General features: G+C 57.3%; 15 protein-coding genes. 12 read left to right on the forward strand and 3 right to left on the reverse strand.

Features of this window, described 5'->3' with window-relative positions; genetic code table 11:
- Nucleotides 1–70: 70 nt before the first annotated feature.
- Nucleotides 71–826, forward strand: coding sequence for an SDR family NAD(P)-dependent oxidoreductase (locus RHM65_RS00195; protein ID WP_322167951.1), 756 nt, complete (start codon nt 71–73; stop codon nt 824–826).
- 5 nt (nt 827–831) lie between these two features.
- On the opposite strand, the gene RHM65_RS00200 is transcribed toward RHM65_RS00195, so the two are convergent.
- The gene (locus RHM65_RS00200; protein WP_322167950.1) at nt 832–1,896 is read right to left on the reverse strand and encodes a LacI family DNA-binding transcriptional regulator; all 1,065 of its coding nucleotides are present in this window, start codon (nt 1,894–1,896) and stop codon (nt 832–834) included.
- A 132-nt stretch (nt 1,897–2,028) separates the two neighbouring features.
- Between RHM65_RS00200 and hisD the strand changes: the two genes are divergently transcribed.
- Nucleotides 2,029–3,336: a histidinol dehydrogenase gene (gene hisD / locus RHM65_RS00205; RefSeq protein ID WP_322167949.1), complete on the forward strand. Its 1,308-nt coding sequence runs from the start codon at nt 2,029–2,031 to the stop codon at nt 3,334–3,336.
- A 120-nt stretch (nt 3,337–3,456) separates the two neighbouring features.
- On the opposite strand, the gene RHM65_RS00210 is transcribed toward hisD, so the two are convergent.
- Both RHM65_RS00210 and RHM65_RS00215 read right to left on the reverse strand, forming a co-directional pair.
- Nucleotides 3,457–4,215 (reverse strand): HpcH/HpaI aldolase family protein, encoded by a 759-nt coding sequence (locus tag RHM65_RS00210; protein WP_322167948.1) that lies wholly within the window; start codon nt 4,213–4,215, stop codon nt 3,457–3,459.
- A complete protein-coding gene (locus tag RHM65_RS00215; RefSeq protein WP_322167947.1) occupies nt 4,205–5,506 on the reverse strand; it encodes an MFS transporter in 1,302 nt (433 codons plus the stop codon). The genes RHM65_RS00210 and RHM65_RS00215 overlap by 11 nt, the downstream gene beginning before the upstream one ends.
- 600 nt (nt 5,507–6,106) lie before the next feature.
- On the opposite strand from RHM65_RS00215, the gene RHM65_RS00220 reads away from it, so the two are divergent.
- The 10 genes from RHM65_RS00220 (at nt 6,107) to RHM65_RS00265 (ending at nt 16,452) form a co-directional block, all read left to right on the forward strand.
- A complete protein-coding gene (locus tag RHM65_RS00220; protein ID WP_322167946.1) occupies nt 6,107–6,583 on the forward strand; it encodes a formate dehydrogenase subunit gamma in 477 nt (158 codons plus the stop codon).
- Nucleotides 6,580–8,142 carry a formate dehydrogenase beta subunit gene (locus RHM65_RS00225; protein ID WP_322167945.1) on the forward strand — a complete coding sequence of 521 codons (1,563 nt, stop codon included), beginning with the start codon at nt 6,580–6,582 and terminating at the stop codon, nt 8,140–8,142. Before RHM65_RS00220 ends, RHM65_RS00225 begins: the two co-directional genes overlap by 4 nt.
- Nucleotides 8,139–11,042, forward strand: coding sequence for a formate dehydrogenase subunit alpha (gene fdhF / locus RHM65_RS00230; RefSeq protein WP_322167944.1), 2,904 nt, complete (start codon nt 8,139–8,141; stop codon nt 11,040–11,042). Before RHM65_RS00225 ends, fdhF begins: the two co-directional genes overlap by 4 nt.
- Complete coding sequence (locus RHM65_RS00235; protein ID WP_322167943.1) at nt 11,039–11,260, forward strand: formate dehydrogenase subunit delta; 222 nt, start codon at nt 11,039–11,041, stop codon at nt 11,258–11,260. Before fdhF ends, RHM65_RS00235 begins: the two co-directional genes overlap by 4 nt.
- A gap of 179 nt (nt 11,261–11,439) precedes the next feature.
- Nucleotides 11,440–11,583, forward strand: a complete 144-nt coding sequence (locus tag RHM65_RS00240; RefSeq protein WP_322167942.1) for a hypothetical protein — start codon at nt 11,440–11,442, stop codon at nt 11,581–11,583.
- Between the two features lie 710 nt (nt 11,584–12,293).
- The gene (locus RHM65_RS00245) at nt 12,294–13,208 is read left to right on the forward strand and encodes an MSHA biogenesis protein MshI (RefSeq protein ID WP_322167941.1); all 915 of its coding nucleotides are present in this window, start codon (nt 12,294–12,296) and stop codon (nt 13,206–13,208) included.
- Nucleotides 13,205–13,813: a PilN domain-containing protein gene (locus RHM65_RS00250; RefSeq protein ID WP_322167940.1), complete on the forward strand. Its 609-nt coding sequence runs from the start codon at nt 13,205–13,207 to the stop codon at nt 13,811–13,813. The genes RHM65_RS00245 and RHM65_RS00250 overlap by 4 nt, the downstream gene beginning before the upstream one ends.
- The gene (locus RHM65_RS00255; RefSeq protein WP_322167939.1) at nt 13,810–14,487 is read left to right on the forward strand and encodes a type II secretion system protein GspM; all 678 of its coding nucleotides are present in this window, start codon (nt 13,810–13,812) and stop codon (nt 14,485–14,487) included. The genes RHM65_RS00250 and RHM65_RS00255 overlap by 4 nt, the downstream gene beginning before the upstream one ends.
- A complete protein-coding gene (locus tag RHM65_RS00260; RefSeq protein ID WP_322167938.1) occupies nt 14,480–14,803 on the forward strand; it encodes a Type II secretory pathway component in 324 nt (107 codons plus the stop codon). The genes RHM65_RS00255 and RHM65_RS00260 overlap by 8 nt, the downstream gene beginning before the upstream one ends.
- A gap of 5 nt (nt 14,804–14,808) precedes the next feature.
- A complete protein-coding gene (locus RHM65_RS00265; RefSeq protein ID WP_322184148.1) occupies nt 14,809–16,452 on the forward strand; it encodes a secretin N-terminal domain-containing protein in 1,644 nt (547 codons plus the stop codon).
- The last annotated feature ends 3 nt before the right edge of the window (nt 16,453–16,455 follow it).

The following is a 16,455-nucleotide window of genomic DNA, read 5'->3' on the forward strand; positions in this document are numbered from 1 at the left end:
CTCTATATGATCGATTGCATACGAATGCAAAACTGAGGTCATCATGGTTGTGTCGAGCAATTTTTTTGGAATGCCGTCCTTTCGTCTGGACGGTAAAACAGCACTTATTACCGGCGCGGGCGGGGGCATTGGAGCGGGTATCGCTCATACGTTGAGTGCTGCGGGTGCTGGTGTGGTGCTGGTCGGAAGAACGGAATCCAGGCTGATTGAGGTCGCAGAGTTGATTTGCCTGGCTGGCGGCCAGGCGCGCACGGTGGTATGTGACGTGACGGACAGCGCGGCCATTAGGGCGATGATCAATGCACTGCCCAGCCTCGACATTCTGGTGAACAACGCAGGCACCAATTACCCAGAACCTATGTTGGAAATGCGAGATGAGCACCTAGACGAGATGCTGAATCTGAACATCCGGGCGTGTTATGTAGTGGCGCAGGCGGCTGTGGCGAAGATGCTGGAGCGCACGGGTCATGAGAGCGGTTCGGTGATCAACGTGTCTTCGCAAATGGGCCATGTGGGTGCGGCCAACCGGACGGCCTATTGCATGACCAAACACGCGGTTGAGGGTTTGACCAAAGCAATGGCCATTGAATTTGCAAGCCGCAATATCAGGGTCAACACGATTTGCCCAACGTTCGTGGATACGCCGATGATCCGAAAAATCGCCAGCGCACCAGGCGCCATTGAAAGCTTTGTCTCAAAAATCCCCCTGGGGCGCATGGCGCAGATGGAAGACATCGTTGGCGCGGCCCTTTACCTTGCGGGGCCAGCTTCGCGAATGGTGACCGGTACGTCGCTCAAGATCGATGGTGGGTGGACGGCTCAGTAGCAGGTTTATACTGTCGCCCGCCATACCCGCTCGCCATCAACGTCAGCAAACCCTGTCTCCGGCAACCGCGCACTTCCCCGAACGATCAGGTGCCCAGCGAGTACTTTTTGTATCGCGGGTGTGGCGCGGTTGGTCAATTGCGCTTCGATAATGTCGACGGCGTTTTGGACGAATTGGTCGAGAGGTTGACGATAAGTAGTCAGCGCGACTGCTGGCCAGGCTGCCATGGCGATGTTGTCGAAGCCTATGACCGAAATATCTCGCCCGGGGATCAGCCCATACTCTCGCTCAATCACGTTAATGGCGGCGATGGCCATTAAATCATTTGCACAAAAGATTCCGTCGGGGCGATTTTCGCGGGCGATAAGCCGCCGCGTAGCGTCCATTGCACCCTGAAACGTGTAGTCACCTACTTCTCGCAACGGTGCTTCATACCCGTGTTCCTCAAGCCGTTTTGTAAAGCTGTGCTCGCGGTCTCGACTGGTTGAGGAGCCATTAATGCCGGCGATGAAGGCCAGCGATTTATGGCCCGATGCAACCAGAAAATCAGCAATGACCGCTCCCCCTTCAGCGTTGTCACTGGTCACGCTGGACACCGCCAGGCTGTCGTTTTTTCGGTTGAGTAGCACGACCGGAAGACCGATTTGTTTGCACTCTTGCGCGAAATGCGACGACAGGCTAGAAGACACCAGAATGAGCGCATCTACTCGATGGCGCAGCACTTCTTCTAGTACGGGATCGGAGTCATCTTTACCAGCTGTGGAAAATAGCAACACACCGTATCCAGAAACTTCAAATGCCTTGGACAACGCTTCAAGCACATTGGAGTAAAACGGATTTTCCAGGCTGGGTACCACGACGCCGATAAGGTTCGAACGACGAGTGATGAGGGACCGAGCCACCAGGTTAGGCCGATAACCCAGTGCTGCCGATGCCGCCTCGACCTTCTCCCGAGTCTTCTGCCCCACGCTTGCGCCTTTGGTGTAGGTGCGTGACACCGCAGATTGAGAGACGCCCGCCAGCCTCGCTACATCGTGCGCAGTGACAGGGCGGCGAATGGTTTCAGCCATGAATGTTAAATCCTGCTCGACGACAATTGCGTCATCGTACCCATGTACCCCTTTCCAAACTACCCAACAGTCTTTTATGATAGATTGCATACGTATGCAATCACTCGTAAAAAATAAGTTCTGGAGAGCACCATGGCGAATTGGCTGAAGAGAAGCGTGGGGGTCGAGGCTGTTAAATCGGCTGACCGGCAGGTTCGTGAAACAGTTGAAACTATACTGGCCGACATTGAGGCGCGCGGCGACGCGGCGGTGAGAGAGCTCGCGTTCAAGTTCGATAAAATGGAGCGTGACAGCTATCGGTTAACGACTACCGAAATTGAGGCGTGTTATTCACAACTGACCAAACGAGACATCGCTGACATTGAGTTTGCCCAAACTCAGGTACGAAATTTCGCACAGCACCAGCGCAACAGCATCCACGACATTGAAGTTGAGACCCTGCCAGGCGTCATTCTTGGTCACAAAAATCTGCCCGTAAACGCGGCGGGGTGTTATGTGCCTGGTGGGAAATATCCTCTGCTGGCGTCTGCCCATATGTCCGTCATCACCGCAAAGGTAGCCGGTGTCCCGCGCATCATTACTGCTGCGCCGCCATTCAACGGCAAACCAGCCCACGCCATCGTCGCCGCCCAGCACATGGCGGGGGCTGATGAGATCTATTGCCTTGGGGGTATTCAGGCGATTGGTGCGATGGCGATCGGCACTGAGACCATATCCCCTGTGGATATTCTGGTCGGACCGGGTAATGCGTTTGTGGCTGAGGCTAAGCGTCAGCTGTTTGGCCGCGTGGGGATTGATCTGTTTGCCGGACCAACCGAGACGTTGGTAATCGCTGACGAGAGCGTCGATGGGGAGATTTGTGCGACGGATCTGTTGGGGCAGGCGGAGCACGGGCCGGACTCCCCCGCCATTCTGTTGACCACCTCACATTCGCTGGCCCTCGACACCATGGCTCATATTGAGCGGCTGTTGGCGATTTTGCCGACTGCGCCCATCGCCCGTAAAGCGTGGGAGAATTTTGGTGAGATCATCGTTGCGGACAGTGACGAAGAGATGTTGGACATCGCCAACAAGCTGGCATTTGAGCACGTGCAGGTGATGACCAAGGACCCAGACTGGTTCTTGGCGAACATGCGCAACTACGGCGCGCTGTTCTTGGGCCCGCGTACTAACGTGGCGTTTGGCGACAAAGTTATCGGCACTAACCACACGCTACCGACCAAAAAGGCGGCGCGTTATACCGGTGGATTGTGGGTCGGGAAGTTTCTAAAGACCTGTACGTATCAGAAAATAATGAATGACGAAGCCTCGGCAATGATCGGGTCGTATTGCTCTCGTTTGTGCGCGCTGGAAGGCTTTTCCGGACACGGAGAACAAGCCAATATCCGCGTCCGCCGCTATGGCCACAAAGATGTGCCTTACGCCGGTATTGCGGAATAATGATTGAAGTGCATCGTTGAGATTCGCAGCATCTGGTCAAGGGAATGACCAGCACTTCATTGCTTCTAACGCCTCACCGGGATAATCAACGCCCAGTGAGGAATAGCCTTCAGCGCAAAATCAGCCTCTGGCGGCCTTTACTTCCGTCGTCATGGCTGCCTTGAGCAGGTTGGCGTCGTGATTAGGCACAACAAAATGGAAACCTTGTGCCGCATACCGTGCGGCGACGGCGCCCGAGGTGCAAAAAATACCGATGTACTTTCCGGCCTCTACCGCCGCTTTTCGGCAAAGCTCAATGGCTTCGAGTACCTGAGGATCGACAGGGTCCCCAACCGGCCCTTTACCTAAGGCTAAACCCAGGTCGGCAGGACCGATAAAGATGCCTTGCAAGCCGTCGACCGCCAGGATCTCTTTCACCGCCTCCAGGCCCGGCAGCGTCTCGATCATGGCGAGCCGGACGATGGTTTGATCGGCGTGCTGAAAATAATCCGGGCCGCCGTAAAGCAGGCCGCGCGTTGGGCCGAAGCTGCGCAATCCAAGGGGCGGATAGTGGGTCGCACTGACAAATTCCTGCGCTTGCCCCGCGTTGTCCACCATGGGGCAAATCAGCCCATAAGCGCCAGCATCGAGCGCCTTCATCATGATCGTCGCATCACACGAGCCCACCCTGACAAACGGCGTCGCCGGTGTTGCCGAGATGGCCTGCAACATGCCGATCATTTGTTGGACGTCGGTCATGCCATGTTGCAGGTCCACGGTGACGCAATCCACCCCGCTCCATCCGACAATTTCCGCACTGTAGCTATTGCCGATGGCCAACCAACCGGATACTGCAGCACGACCGTCGGCCCAACATTCGAGCACTCTGTTAGGACGCATCAGATGTCTCCTTTGATTCAATAAAGTGAATGTCACGTGGTAATCCCCACGCGATCAACAAGGCAGCCACACCGCACACGGCTGCGATAGCGTACAAACCCATGGAGGCGCTGCCGGTCAAGTCTTTGACCCTGCCGACCATATAAGGCGCGAAAACACCGCCGAGCTGCCCGATGGAATTGATAAGCGCGATCCCCCCCGCTGCCGCTACACCGGTCAGCACACGAGGCGGATATACCCAGAACAGCGCAAAGGACGAAATCAGACCTGTCGTTGCAATGCTAAGGCCGATGACCAGCAGCACCGTGTTATCGCCGAAGGTGGCGCACACCACATAACCCAGCAGTCCGGCGAGCACACAGCCTACCAAGTGCCAGCGCCGCTCACCCGTCCGGTCCGAACTTCGGCCAATGAGCACAATACCTATAAGGGCGGCGAAGTACGGCAGCATGGTGATGATGCCGATCTCGAGCGGGTCCGCGTTGCCAGCGGTTCTGACTAACTGCGGCATCCAGAAAAAAATCCCGTAGATGCCCGCACACAAGCCCAAGTAAATGAGCGACAGCATGTAGGTGATAGGGTTACGCAACGCATCCTTGAGCGAATGCGATGAGTGCACCTTATGCTCACGACGGAGAAGGTCAGACAGCATGGTTTTTTCGGAAAGTTTAAGCCATTTTGCATCTTCTATTCGATCATCGAGCACACACAAAACTACAATGCCGAGAACGACCGACGGGATGCCTTCGAGGAGGAACAACCACTGCCAGCCCGACAGTCCGTGAATGCCGTTCAGGTACTTCATGATGCCGCCCGCCAGCGGTCCGCCCAGAATTCCGGACAAGGCGCTCGCGCCGAAGAAGAACGAGTTGATTCGACCCCGCTGCTTGGCGGGAAACCACTGCATGAAAAAGTACATGACGCCGGGAACAAAACCCGCCTCTAACACACCCAGTAGAAACCGCAGCACGTAGAACATGGCTTCGGTGTGGACGAACATCATCGCCGCCGATGCCGTGCCCCAGGTGACCATGATCCGTGCAATCCATCGACGCGCGCCGACCCGCACCAGAATCAGGTTGCTGGGAATCTCAAACAGCAGATAGCCGATGAAGAACATGCTGGCGCCCAATCCGTAGGCAGCATCACTCAGTCCTAACTCTGACTGCATCTGCAGCTTTGCGAAGCTGATATTGACGCGGTCAAAATACGCCACAACGAAGCAGGTCATAATCAGCGGGACCAGTCGCCACGCTACTTTTCGCAGCAGGTGTTGCTCTTCCTGCTCCATGGGCACTACAGGATTGCCTGCCAGTGATGGGTTTTGCATAGGTTTCCTCGTCTTATATTTATTGTTAGTTTCATTCGGCCCTGCGCCTACGCGGTAAGGTCCACCGCATTCATTGACTGAGCGTCATGGGCGGCAATCACGTGCAAAGAAGGATGGAATGCATACGTATGCATAGATGCCAAAGCTAGGCGGCTTGCCCCCCCTGTCAAGGGAAATGCTGACTACATTGACGCCACGTTTGGGGAACAACCTGTGGGAACCTGCTCACGAAGACAACGGCGCGGTATACCAGACACACCGCCACGGAAAATCGGGTTTTACTACGCTTTCTTCGCACGCCTCTAAGCTGACTTGGTGGTCGCAAAAAGAACCGAGCACGTCGCTTTGGTGTAGAAGAATCGCATCCGACGTGGCAAGCTGATTTTAATCCCTGCAACGGGTGCGGCTAAGACCGCGCTTAGGAACAACAAGATGCCCCTAAGGGTGCCTGGCCAGCGGCCTGAAATGCCACGCTTCCGTAACGTGGTGTGAGTGCCGCAGCCGACACTTTCGGACAATCGACAACCACTTGGTTCGCTCGTGGCCGTGAGGAATTGCTGTATGCCCGATGATATGTTGCACCTGCCGATGATCAATAGCGTGTTGGAGAGCCACAAGGGCTCACCCGGCGCACTGTTGCCGATCCTTCATGAGATTCAAGCGGGCTTTGGCTTCATCCCTGATGCCGCCGTCCCCGAAATCGCCCACGCCCTCAATCAGAGCCACGCCGAGATTCGCGGGGTGATCAGCTTCTACCATGACTTCCGTACTGCGCCCCCGGCCCGGCATATTCTGCGTCTGTGTCGGGCCGAGTCGTGCAAAAGCCGCGGCGCCGAACAGCTTGCAGCGCAGTTGCGCGAACGCCTTCAATTGGACGACCACGGCAGCAGCGCCGACGGCAATATCAGCCTGCGTCCCGTGTATTGCCTCGGAGCCTGCGCCTGCTCGCCAGCCCTGGAGCTGGATGGCCAGGTGCATGCGAGGATCGACGCCGAGCGCCTAAATGCCCTGCTCGACGCTTGCCAGGAGGACGCATGATGCCGTGCTTTTATGTGCCTGGTGATTCGCTTGCTTGCGCTGTGGGTGCCGATGAGGTCGCTGTGGCCCTTGCCGCTCTAGCCCTGAAACGCAACTTGCCGCTGGACCTGCAACGCACCAGTTCACGCGGCCTGTACTGGCTGGAACCGCTACTGGAAATCGACAGCCCGCACGGCCGCATCGGCTTCGGTCCGCTGACTGCTGCCGATGTGCCATCCCTACTCGATGCGCTGCAAAGCGAGGCGTCCGCCCATCCACTGGCCTTGGGCTTGGTGGAAGAGTTGCCTTATCTCAAGACTCAACAACGTCTGCTGTTCGCTCGCGCCGGCATTACCCGGCCGCTGTCCTTAGATGACTATCGGGCCAACGGCGGCTTTGAGGGTTTGACCCAGGCCATCGCGTTGGGCGGCGAGCAGACCGCCACCGCCGTGTTCGATTCAGGTCTTCGTGGCCGAGGTGGCGCGGCGTTTCCCGCCGGAATCAAATGGCGCACGGTGCGCGGCACCCAGTCTGCGCAGAAGTACATTGTGTGCAACGCCGACGAAGGCGACTCCGGCACGTTCGCCGATCGCATGTTGATGGAAGGCGATCCCTTTCTATTAATAGAAGGCATGGCGATTGCCGGTATCAGCGTCGGCGCCAACTACGGCTACATTTATGTGCGCTCGGAATATCCACAGGCCGTGGCCACATTGCGCGAGGCGCTGAATATCGCCCGGTCTGCTGGTTACCTCGGGGCCGATGTCGGCGGCAGTGGCCTGGCCTTCGATATGGAAGTGCGCGTGGGTGCGGGCGCTTATATTTGCGGTGAAGAAACTGCGTTGCTGGACTCGCTCGAAGGCAAGCGTGGGATCGTCCGCGCCAAGCCGCCCATCCCCGCCCTGAAGGGTCTGTTCGGGTTACCGACTCTGGTGCACAACGTGGTGACGTTAGCCTCGGTGCCGCTGATTCTGGCCAAGGGCGCGCAGTTTTATCGTGATTACGGCATGGGACGTTCGCTGGGCACCATGCCCTTCCAATTGGCGGGCAATGTTCGTCACGGCGGCTTGGTGGAACGGGCCTTTGGCCTGACCTTGCGCGAACTGGTGGAAGACTACGGCGGCGGTACCGCCAGTGGCCGACCATTGAAGGCCGCGCAAGTTGGCGGTCCCCTTGGCGCTTGGGTACCACCCGCGCAATTCGACACCCCGCTCGATTACGAAGCCTTCGCCGCCATGGGCGCCATGCTCGGGCACGGGGGTGTGGTGGTGGCCGATGACAGCCTGGACATGGCCCACATGGCGCGCTTCGCCATGCAGTTTTGTGCCGAGGAATCCTGTGGTAAATGCACCCCCTGCCGCATCGGTTCGACCCGGGGCGTGGAGGTGATCGACCGCCTGCTGGCCGCGCCAGACCAGAGTGGTCGTGATCAGCAGGCGATTATCCTTAGGGACCTGTGCGACACCATGCAATTCGGTTCGCTGTGCGCGCTGGGCGGGATGACCTCCTATCCGGTGACCAGCGCCCTCAAGTACTTCCCCGCCGACTTCGGTCTGCAGCCCTCGGAGGCCGACCAATGATCACCCTCTTTGACCCGAAAACAGATATCGCCCTAGGCACTCTTGACCTTGGAACCCCGGCCCGCGACAGCCAGGTGCAGATCACCCTGAACATCGACGGCCGCAGCATCAGCGTGCCCGAAGGCACTTCGGTGATGCGCGCCGCCGCACTAATGGGCACCACGATTCCCAAACTCTGTGCCACCGACAGCCTGGAGGCGTTCGGCTCGTGCCGTATGTGTTTGGTGGAGATCGACGGCATGCGCGGTTACCCGGCGTCCTGCACCACGCCGGTCAGCGAAGGCATGAGCGTGCACACTCAGACGCCGAAGCTCGCGACCCTGCGCCGTAACGTCATGGAGCTGTATATCTCTGATCACCCGCTGGACTGCCTGACCTGCTCGGCCAACGGCAACTGTGAGTTGCAAACCGTCGCCGGACAGGTTGGCCTCAGGGAGGTGCGCTACGGCTATGAAGGCGACAACCACCTGGACGACCAGAAGGACACTTCCAACCCCTATTTCGACTATGACCCGAGCAAGTGCATTGTCTGCAACCGCTGCGTGCGCGCGTGCGAAGAAACCCAAGGCACGTTTGCCCTGACTATTACCGGGCGCGGTTTTGAATCGCGGATCGCGGCGGCCGGTGGCGAGAACTTCCTCGATTCGGAATGCGTGTCCTGCGGTGCCTGTGTGCAGGCCTGCCCCACCGCGACCCTCATGGAAAAAAGCGTGGTTGAGCTGGGTCAACCGGAACGCAGCGTCATCACCACCTGCGCCTACTGCGGCGTGGGCTGCTCGTTCCGTGCCGAGATGAAAGGCGACACGTTGGTGCGCATGGTTCCAGACAAAAACGGCCACGCTAACCACGGCCACTCCTGTGTCAAAGGGCGCTTTGCCTGGGGCTACGCGACCCACCCGGATCGCATTACCAAGCCGATGATCCGCAAGCACATCAACGACCCTTGGCAGGAAGTCAGCTGGGATGAAGCGGTGACCTACGCCGCTGGCGAATTCCGTCGACTGCAGCAAACCTACGGTCGCGACTCCATTGGTGGCATCACCTCCAGCCGCTGCACCAACGAAGAAACCTATCTTGTGCAAAAACTGGTGCGCACCGCTTTCGGCAACAACAATGTCGACACCTGCGCGCGGGTCTGCCACTCGCCTACCGGCTACGGCCTGAAACAAACCCTTGGCGAATCCGCCGGCACCCAGAGTTTCGACTCGGTGATGCAGGCCGACGTGATCCTGGTGATGGGCGCTAACCCCAGCGACGCCCACCCGGTGTTCGCCTCACAGCTCAAACGCCGCCTGCGCGAAGGCGCGCGGCTGATCGTCATCGACCCACGTCGCATTGATCTAGTGGACTCGGTGCATGCCCGCGCCGACCTGCACTTGGCGCTGCGTCCGGGCACCAACGTCGCCATGCTCAACGCCTTGGCCCACGTCATCGTCACCGAAGGCCTGCTCGACCACGCTTTTATCGAGGCCCGTTGCGAGGGCAGCGATTTCGCCCGCTGGAGCGAATTCGTCAGCCGCGCGGAAAACTCGCCGGACATCCTCGGCGCCATCTGCGGTGTAGCGGCTGCCGACATCCGCGCCGCTGCTCGTCTGTATGCTGGCGCCGGTAACGCAGCGATCTACTACGGCCTTGGGATTACCGAGCACAGCCAAGGCAGCACCGCCGTCATGGGCATTGCCAACTTGGCGATGGTCACCGGCAACATCGGCCGTGAAGGCGTGGGGGTGAATCCGCTACGTGGGCAGAACAACGTTCAGGGCGCCTGCGACATGGGCTCCTTCCCCCACGAGCTGCCTGGCTATCGGCACATCTCCAACGACGGGGTGCGGGCGCAGTTCGAACAGGCCTGGAACGTCACCCTGCAACCCGATCCGGGCCTGCGCATTCCCAACATGTTCGAGGCAGCCCTGGGCGGCAGTTTTAAGGGCCTGTATTGCCAAGGTGAAGACATCGCCCAGAGCGACCCCAATACCCAGCACGTGACAGCGGCCTTGTCGGCCATGGAATGCGTGGTGGTGCAGGACATTTTCCTCAACGAAACCGCCAAGTTCGCCCATGTGTTTCTGCCGGGCAGCTCGTTCCTGGAAAAAGACGGCACCTTCACCAACGCCGAGCGGCGCATCTCCCGGGTGCGCAAGGTGATGGAGCCTCTGGGCGGCAAGGCCGACTGGGAGGGCACAGTGGCTTTGGCCAACGCGCTGGGTTATCCAATGAGCTATAAGCATCCTTCCGAAATCATGGATGAAATCGCCAGCCTGACGCCGACCTTCACCAACGTCAGCTATGCCGAATTGGACCGCCACGGCAGCCTGCAATGGCCGTGCAATGCGGCGGCACCCGATGGCACGCCGACCATGCACATCGACGAGTTCGTGCGCGGCAAAGGACGGTTCATGCTTACCGACTACGTGCCCACTGAGGAAAAGGTCAACGGTCGCTATCCCCTTTTGCTGACCACTGGACGCATCCTCAGCCAGTACAACGTCGGCGCTCAGACCCGGCGAACCGACAACGTCGCCTGGCACGCCGAAGACCGCCTGGAAATTCACCCGACCGACGCTGAGAGCCGTGGCATCAACGAAGGTGACTGGGTCGGCATCGGCAGTCGCGCCGGGCAAACCGTACTGCGTGCACGGGTCACCGAGCGGGTGGCGCCGGGGGTGGTGTACACCACGTTCCACTTCCCTGAATCGGGAGCCAACGTGATCACCACCGACAACTCCGACTGGGCCACCAACTGTCCGGAGTACAAGGTCACCGCCGTGGAAGTCAGCCGCGTTTACCACCCTTCCGAGTGGCAAAAGCGCTATCAGGAGTTCAGCGACAAACAACAAAGCCTGCTCAATGAGCGCCGCCAAGCTCGTACCGCCGTTACACCTCCCGGAGTACGCCGATGAGCACTGCCAATCTGATCAAAATGGTCAACCAGATTGCCCAGCACTTCGCCGGTGAACCCGACCAGGAGCAGGCGGTACTCAGCGTACGTAATCACCTGAAGATGTTCTGGACGCCGGGCATGCGCATGGAGTTGCTCGCGTGGCAAACAGCGCATCAGGGAGCGGACTTGCACCCACTGGCGCAGGCGGCGGTCAGTGGGGCGGGCTGGGAGGCTTAGGCTTAGGTTCACGTGCCCTCTGTTTCGCAAGCTCCGAGAGGGCACTCGTGGGAATGTATTCGCCACATCCTGCACTATGCCGACGCCTCATATTCATTAGGCGGTTAAACCAGAAACGTCCATGAGGAACAACTATCATCGCGCAGCAAAAATGCAGATTCCAGAAGGAGGGCAGAACCATGAAATATCATTTAAACGCTTTCAATAATAATGACAAAACTGAATTTTTAGCGTTTGAAGTTGAACTGCCCTCCGATTCAGAAGATCAGGGGATCACTATTTCGGGAGGCGGATTAAGTTGTAATCTGCTGGCAGTTAGCTGATTAGTCATGCTATTTAGCTAAGTCGCCCAATACAGACGGCTGCACATCCGCCTGAGCAGTATCGCTCCAAATGAGCCTTATTATAGAGCAGATAATCCGTTGGCTTGCAGGCCCCCCGCACCCGCTGGTAAATACGAAAAGAAACCTGTTATCAGTCCGGTTTTTCTGTGGGAAAAGATTATTGACCGGTCATCTGACACCCGTTAGTGGGAGCGTCAATTACCTGTTAGATTTGCCGTGTTTTCAGCTCTGGCACATTCAATATCTGGCACCCTAGCCCAGATCATCGAAACACCCCCCCGCCTGATTACTCTGAAATTTCGTGAAATTAAGTTAAACAATGCATTCGCATTTTGTAAACCTTGAAAAGTAGACCATAGTCGAATGAAGGGATTGAAAATAAATAACTTGCTTATTTTCAGCCCCTAATGACGTTTTTATACTACCGAAATAATCAATATAGTGAGTTATTACAAGGAGTTAAGTAACAGCAGCTGTTAGGCTGGTGCGAATCAACACTGTTTTTCTGCCATTCGCCTTTCCAGCCAAATGACAATATATGTCTTTTTGCCATCATTGAGAGTGTCAGAATTCTGACCGTGTATCGAAGAAAACAGGTTGTCCTACAATACGTGCTATTGTTTTGACATCGCCTTCTTGCGTATCGATGTGGTACTGGCGCACCTCGCCAGGTAAAGAGATGAGAAGTCATGTGGTTTACTCGTGTTAAAACCACTGCAAGCGGACACTTGGGCGTTGAATTCAGCCCTTCCGGCATTGCTTTAGCTAATGTTTTACAGCGTCCTAACGAACAGCCTCTTTTGCTCAACTGTCAGTTCCGCGAGTCTTCGCCGGAACGGCACGCTGCCGTTTTGAAAAACCTCATTGCCGAATTGGGTTTGGCGGGTTTGCCCGTTAATTTGGTGTTGCACCCTGCCGAATACCAGATGCTGCTGCTGGAAAGTCCTGACGTCCCTGCCGCAGAGCTGGGTGATGCCATGCGCTGGCGCATCAAAGACCTCATCAAAGAACCTCTTGAAGATGTCGCCGTGGACGCATTTGCCTTGCCGACCGACGCCTACCGTGGCCGGTCGCACATGGCGTACTGCGCCGTGCTGAACAAGGCTCGGCTGCAGGAGTGGTGCAACCTGATCAAACAAGCGAATCTGAACCTCGTCAGCGTCGATGTCACCGAAATGGCCTTCCGCAATATTGGATTGCTAGCGGGTGCTGACGAGCTGAATATCGCGGTCCTGCGCTTACGCGCCAGCGGCGGCTTGCTCTGTGTACAGCACGGTGCCGAGCTGTATATGGCCCGCGTTATTGAGCACGGTCTCGATTTGGCCGGGGCGAACATCTCTGCGGCCATGCTGGAAATTCAACGCACCCTTGATTATTTCGAAAGTCAACTGGGCAAAGGTCAGATCAACCGCCTGATGCTGCTGCCCATGAAACGCGATGGCGCAGAAGCATTGCAGGCGCTGGACGAACGGCTGACCGTTAATGTGAAGGCATTGGATTTGCGGCAACTATTCCCAGGCCAAGCGGCCGCCGATATCGATGAAGAGATGCAAGCCTCTTGCTTCACCGCCGTCGGCGCCGCGTTGCGTCAGGTAGGCCCATGATGCAGAACCTCAATCTCTATAAAGCAGAGAAAAAATCTGCTCGCCGCCCGCAAAAGCTTGAGTTTCTCGGTGGACTCGCAGTAGTCGCAGTGCTTTGCCTTTGCCACCTAGCCTGGCAAGGGTGGAATTTGCATGTGGGCGCACAGCGGTTGGCCAAAGCGCAAGTCCTCGAACAGCAGCAAGTGCGCAAGCTCGAAGAGGCGAAGGCTTCTTTTGTCCAGCCGGTCTTGGACCCTCAATTGCCTTTGCGGCTGGCCGACCTGGACGAGCAGAACCGGGCACTGGGACGTCTGATCGACTATTTGAAAGTGGTGGCAAACCAACAGCGCGTAGGTTTTGTTACGCCGCTTTTAGCGCTGGCGTCACAACATCCACCCAGCGGTCTGTGGCTTAACGTTATTTCCTTGCGCGACGGCGGCACACAGATGCGTTTGCAGGGCTTTAGCCAAAACCAACAGATGTTGCCGGAGTACCTGGGGCTGCTGGGTGAGAACGCGGCCTTCAAGGGGCGAGAGTTTGCGCGTTTCAACGTGCAACGCGGCGACGACAAATTGTTCCACTTTGACCTGTCTTCACGGGTTACCGATCCAAAGGACCACCCATGAATACTGAGCAATGGTTGGCCCGCTGGCAAATCCTCTCCCCTCGCGAGCAATGGCTGGCGTACGGCGCAGGCATGGCGTTGTGCGCCATTTTGTACGTCATGGCGCTGGGTAATTCCATGGCGACCGCGGCGGCCAAACAAACCACTGAATACCAGGCTTCCGAGGCCCGTGGCTATGAGGCCGTGACTGCGCTGGGCAAGTTGCGTGCAGCGCTTGAGGCGGACCCCAACATCCCGTACAACCGTGCCCTGTTGCTGGCGTCTACCAACAGCGCAAATTTGTTGGCGCAGATCGATCACAACACCAGCGAGTTGATCTCCCCGGACAAAATGCGCGCGGTGCTCCGAGACTTGCTTAAAGCCCAACCAGGCTTGCAGTTGTTGAGCATGGAAAGTTCCAGCGCCCCGGTGGAACTGCCCTCTACTGACCCGGTGGCCAAAGCGAAAGCCAAAACAGCCCCGAACGTCGTTGTCTTGTATCGGCACGGTGTGCAGTTGAAGTTGGAGGGTGGTTATTTCGACCTTCTGCATTACCTGCAATCGATTCAGGGCACCGAATGGAAATTGAACTGGGACAGCCTCGAGTATCGCGTCGGCGATGACGGTGCCGCCCACGCCCAGATCAGCCTTGAGCTGTACACCTTGAGTCGGTATGCGGGGTGGGTCGGTGTTTAAACTCCTTATTCTCAGCGCGCTGCTGTACAGCGCGACAGCCCAAGCCAGCCCGCAAGTGCCCATTGATCCGACTCAGCCGCCTGCCCGCTTTACGGCGGTCCGTCCGGGTGAACAGGTGCACATTCCGGTGCTGCAAGAAATCCTACTCGGCGCCCATGGCAGCCGAGCAGTCATTGATGGCCAGACCCTTCATGTCGGCGACAAACATGCCGACGCACGGGTCCTGGCTATTTATCCACAAACAGTCCTGATTGAACGCGACGGTAAGCGCGAATATCTGCGACTGGTCAATCCCGTTCTACAACCGAGCCGATGATGCCCATGATGAAGTTTCTGTCGGGCCCCGGCCTATTTTTCCTGATGTGTTTGCTGTCCGCCTGCCAGACGTTCAAAGGCGGCGACCAGGTGCTCTATGATCAGAGCAACAAGTTGCTCAGTGAAAGCATCCAGCAAGCGCAAACGCGCGTAGTGCCTCCTCCTTCGGTCCAGGCGGCGTTGCTGCCTCCCTATACCACCCAAGGCCCGTCCGCGAATGAAGCTCGTTTCGACGTGTCGGCTAAAGACATGCCTGCTCGCGATTTCTTCCTGAGCTTGATGCAAGGGGCCGGACAAAACATCGTGGTGAACCCGGATGTCACCGGCGATATCACCTTCAGTCTGCGTCGCGTGACGCTTGAAGAAGTGCTCGGTGCGGTACGAGACACCTACGGCTACGATTATCGTCGCACCAGCTACGGCTATCAGATTCTGCCCAACAGCGTGATTACACGCAGCTATGACCTCAACTACCTGAACCTGCAACGGGTCGGCAAAACTGACACCCGAGTCAGTGCCGGCCAAATGGTCAGCAACGGTAACCACGGGAACAACAGCAACGGCAACAACAACAGCAATAACGGTAATGGCGGCGATTACGGCAGCGGTGGCAACGGCAATGGACAAAACAACAGCAACTCGCAGTCCACCCTTAATGCCAGCCAAGTAACCACCACCAGTGATGCCGACTTCTGGAAGGAAGTGGGCAAGGTGGTCGAAATGATCGTGGGTGATGACCCCGGCAACAGCGTGATCGTCAACCCTCAAGCCAGCTTGCTGGTCGTGCGGGCTAAAAGCGCGGATCAAGAAAACGTCGCGCGTTTTCTCGATAAGGCCCAACGCAATCTGCAACGCCAAGTGGTTCTGGAAACCAAGATTCTTGAAGTCCAGCTCAACAAAAACTTCCAGGCGGGCATCAGCTGGACCAAATTGGGCGGCGATTTAGGCACTAGCTTAACGGGCGCGGCACTGACCGGCCCAACGGCGGTCGGCGGCGTGTTTAGCAGCACCATTAACGTGGGTGACTTCTCCGGTTTGATTCAGCTACTTGAAACTCAGGGAGAAGTTCGAGTGCTGTCCAGCCCGCGGATTTCCACACTTAATAACCAAAAGGCAGTGATCAAGGTCGGGTCTGACGAGTTCTTCGTGACCGACGTGTCGTCCACGTCGGGTACCACCACCGTCGCCGGCGTTACTCAGCCAACCCAAAACGTTACGTTGACCCCGTTCTTTTCCGGTATCTCGCTCGACGTGACACCGCAAATCGATCAGAACGACACCGTGACCTTGCATGTGCGCCCAACCGTCAGCCGGGTTACCGACCAAAATAAAACCATTACGCTGGGCGTGAACAACGTTTTGGAGCTGCCGCTGGCGCTGTCTACAACCCGCCAGTCTGACTCCATCGTCCGTGCCCACAGCGGCCAGGTAGTGGTCATCGGTGGCTTGCTGCAAAACTCGAGCGATGACAGCAACACGTCAGTGCCGTGGGCCAGCAAGTTGCCGATCATTGGCAATCTGTTCAAGCAACAACGTAACACGCTGCAAAAAAGCGAACTGGTGATCCTCATGAGGCCCCAAGTTGTTAACGACGATGTATGGCTGGGCGACTTGCGTAAAACCGCCGAAACATTCAAGGATTTGAAATAAACC

The sequence above is a fragment of the Pseudomonas sp. CCI4.2 genome, assembly GCF_034350045.1.
Lineage (GTDB): Bacteria > Pseudomonadota > Gammaproteobacteria > Pseudomonadales > Pseudomonadaceae > Aquipseudomonas.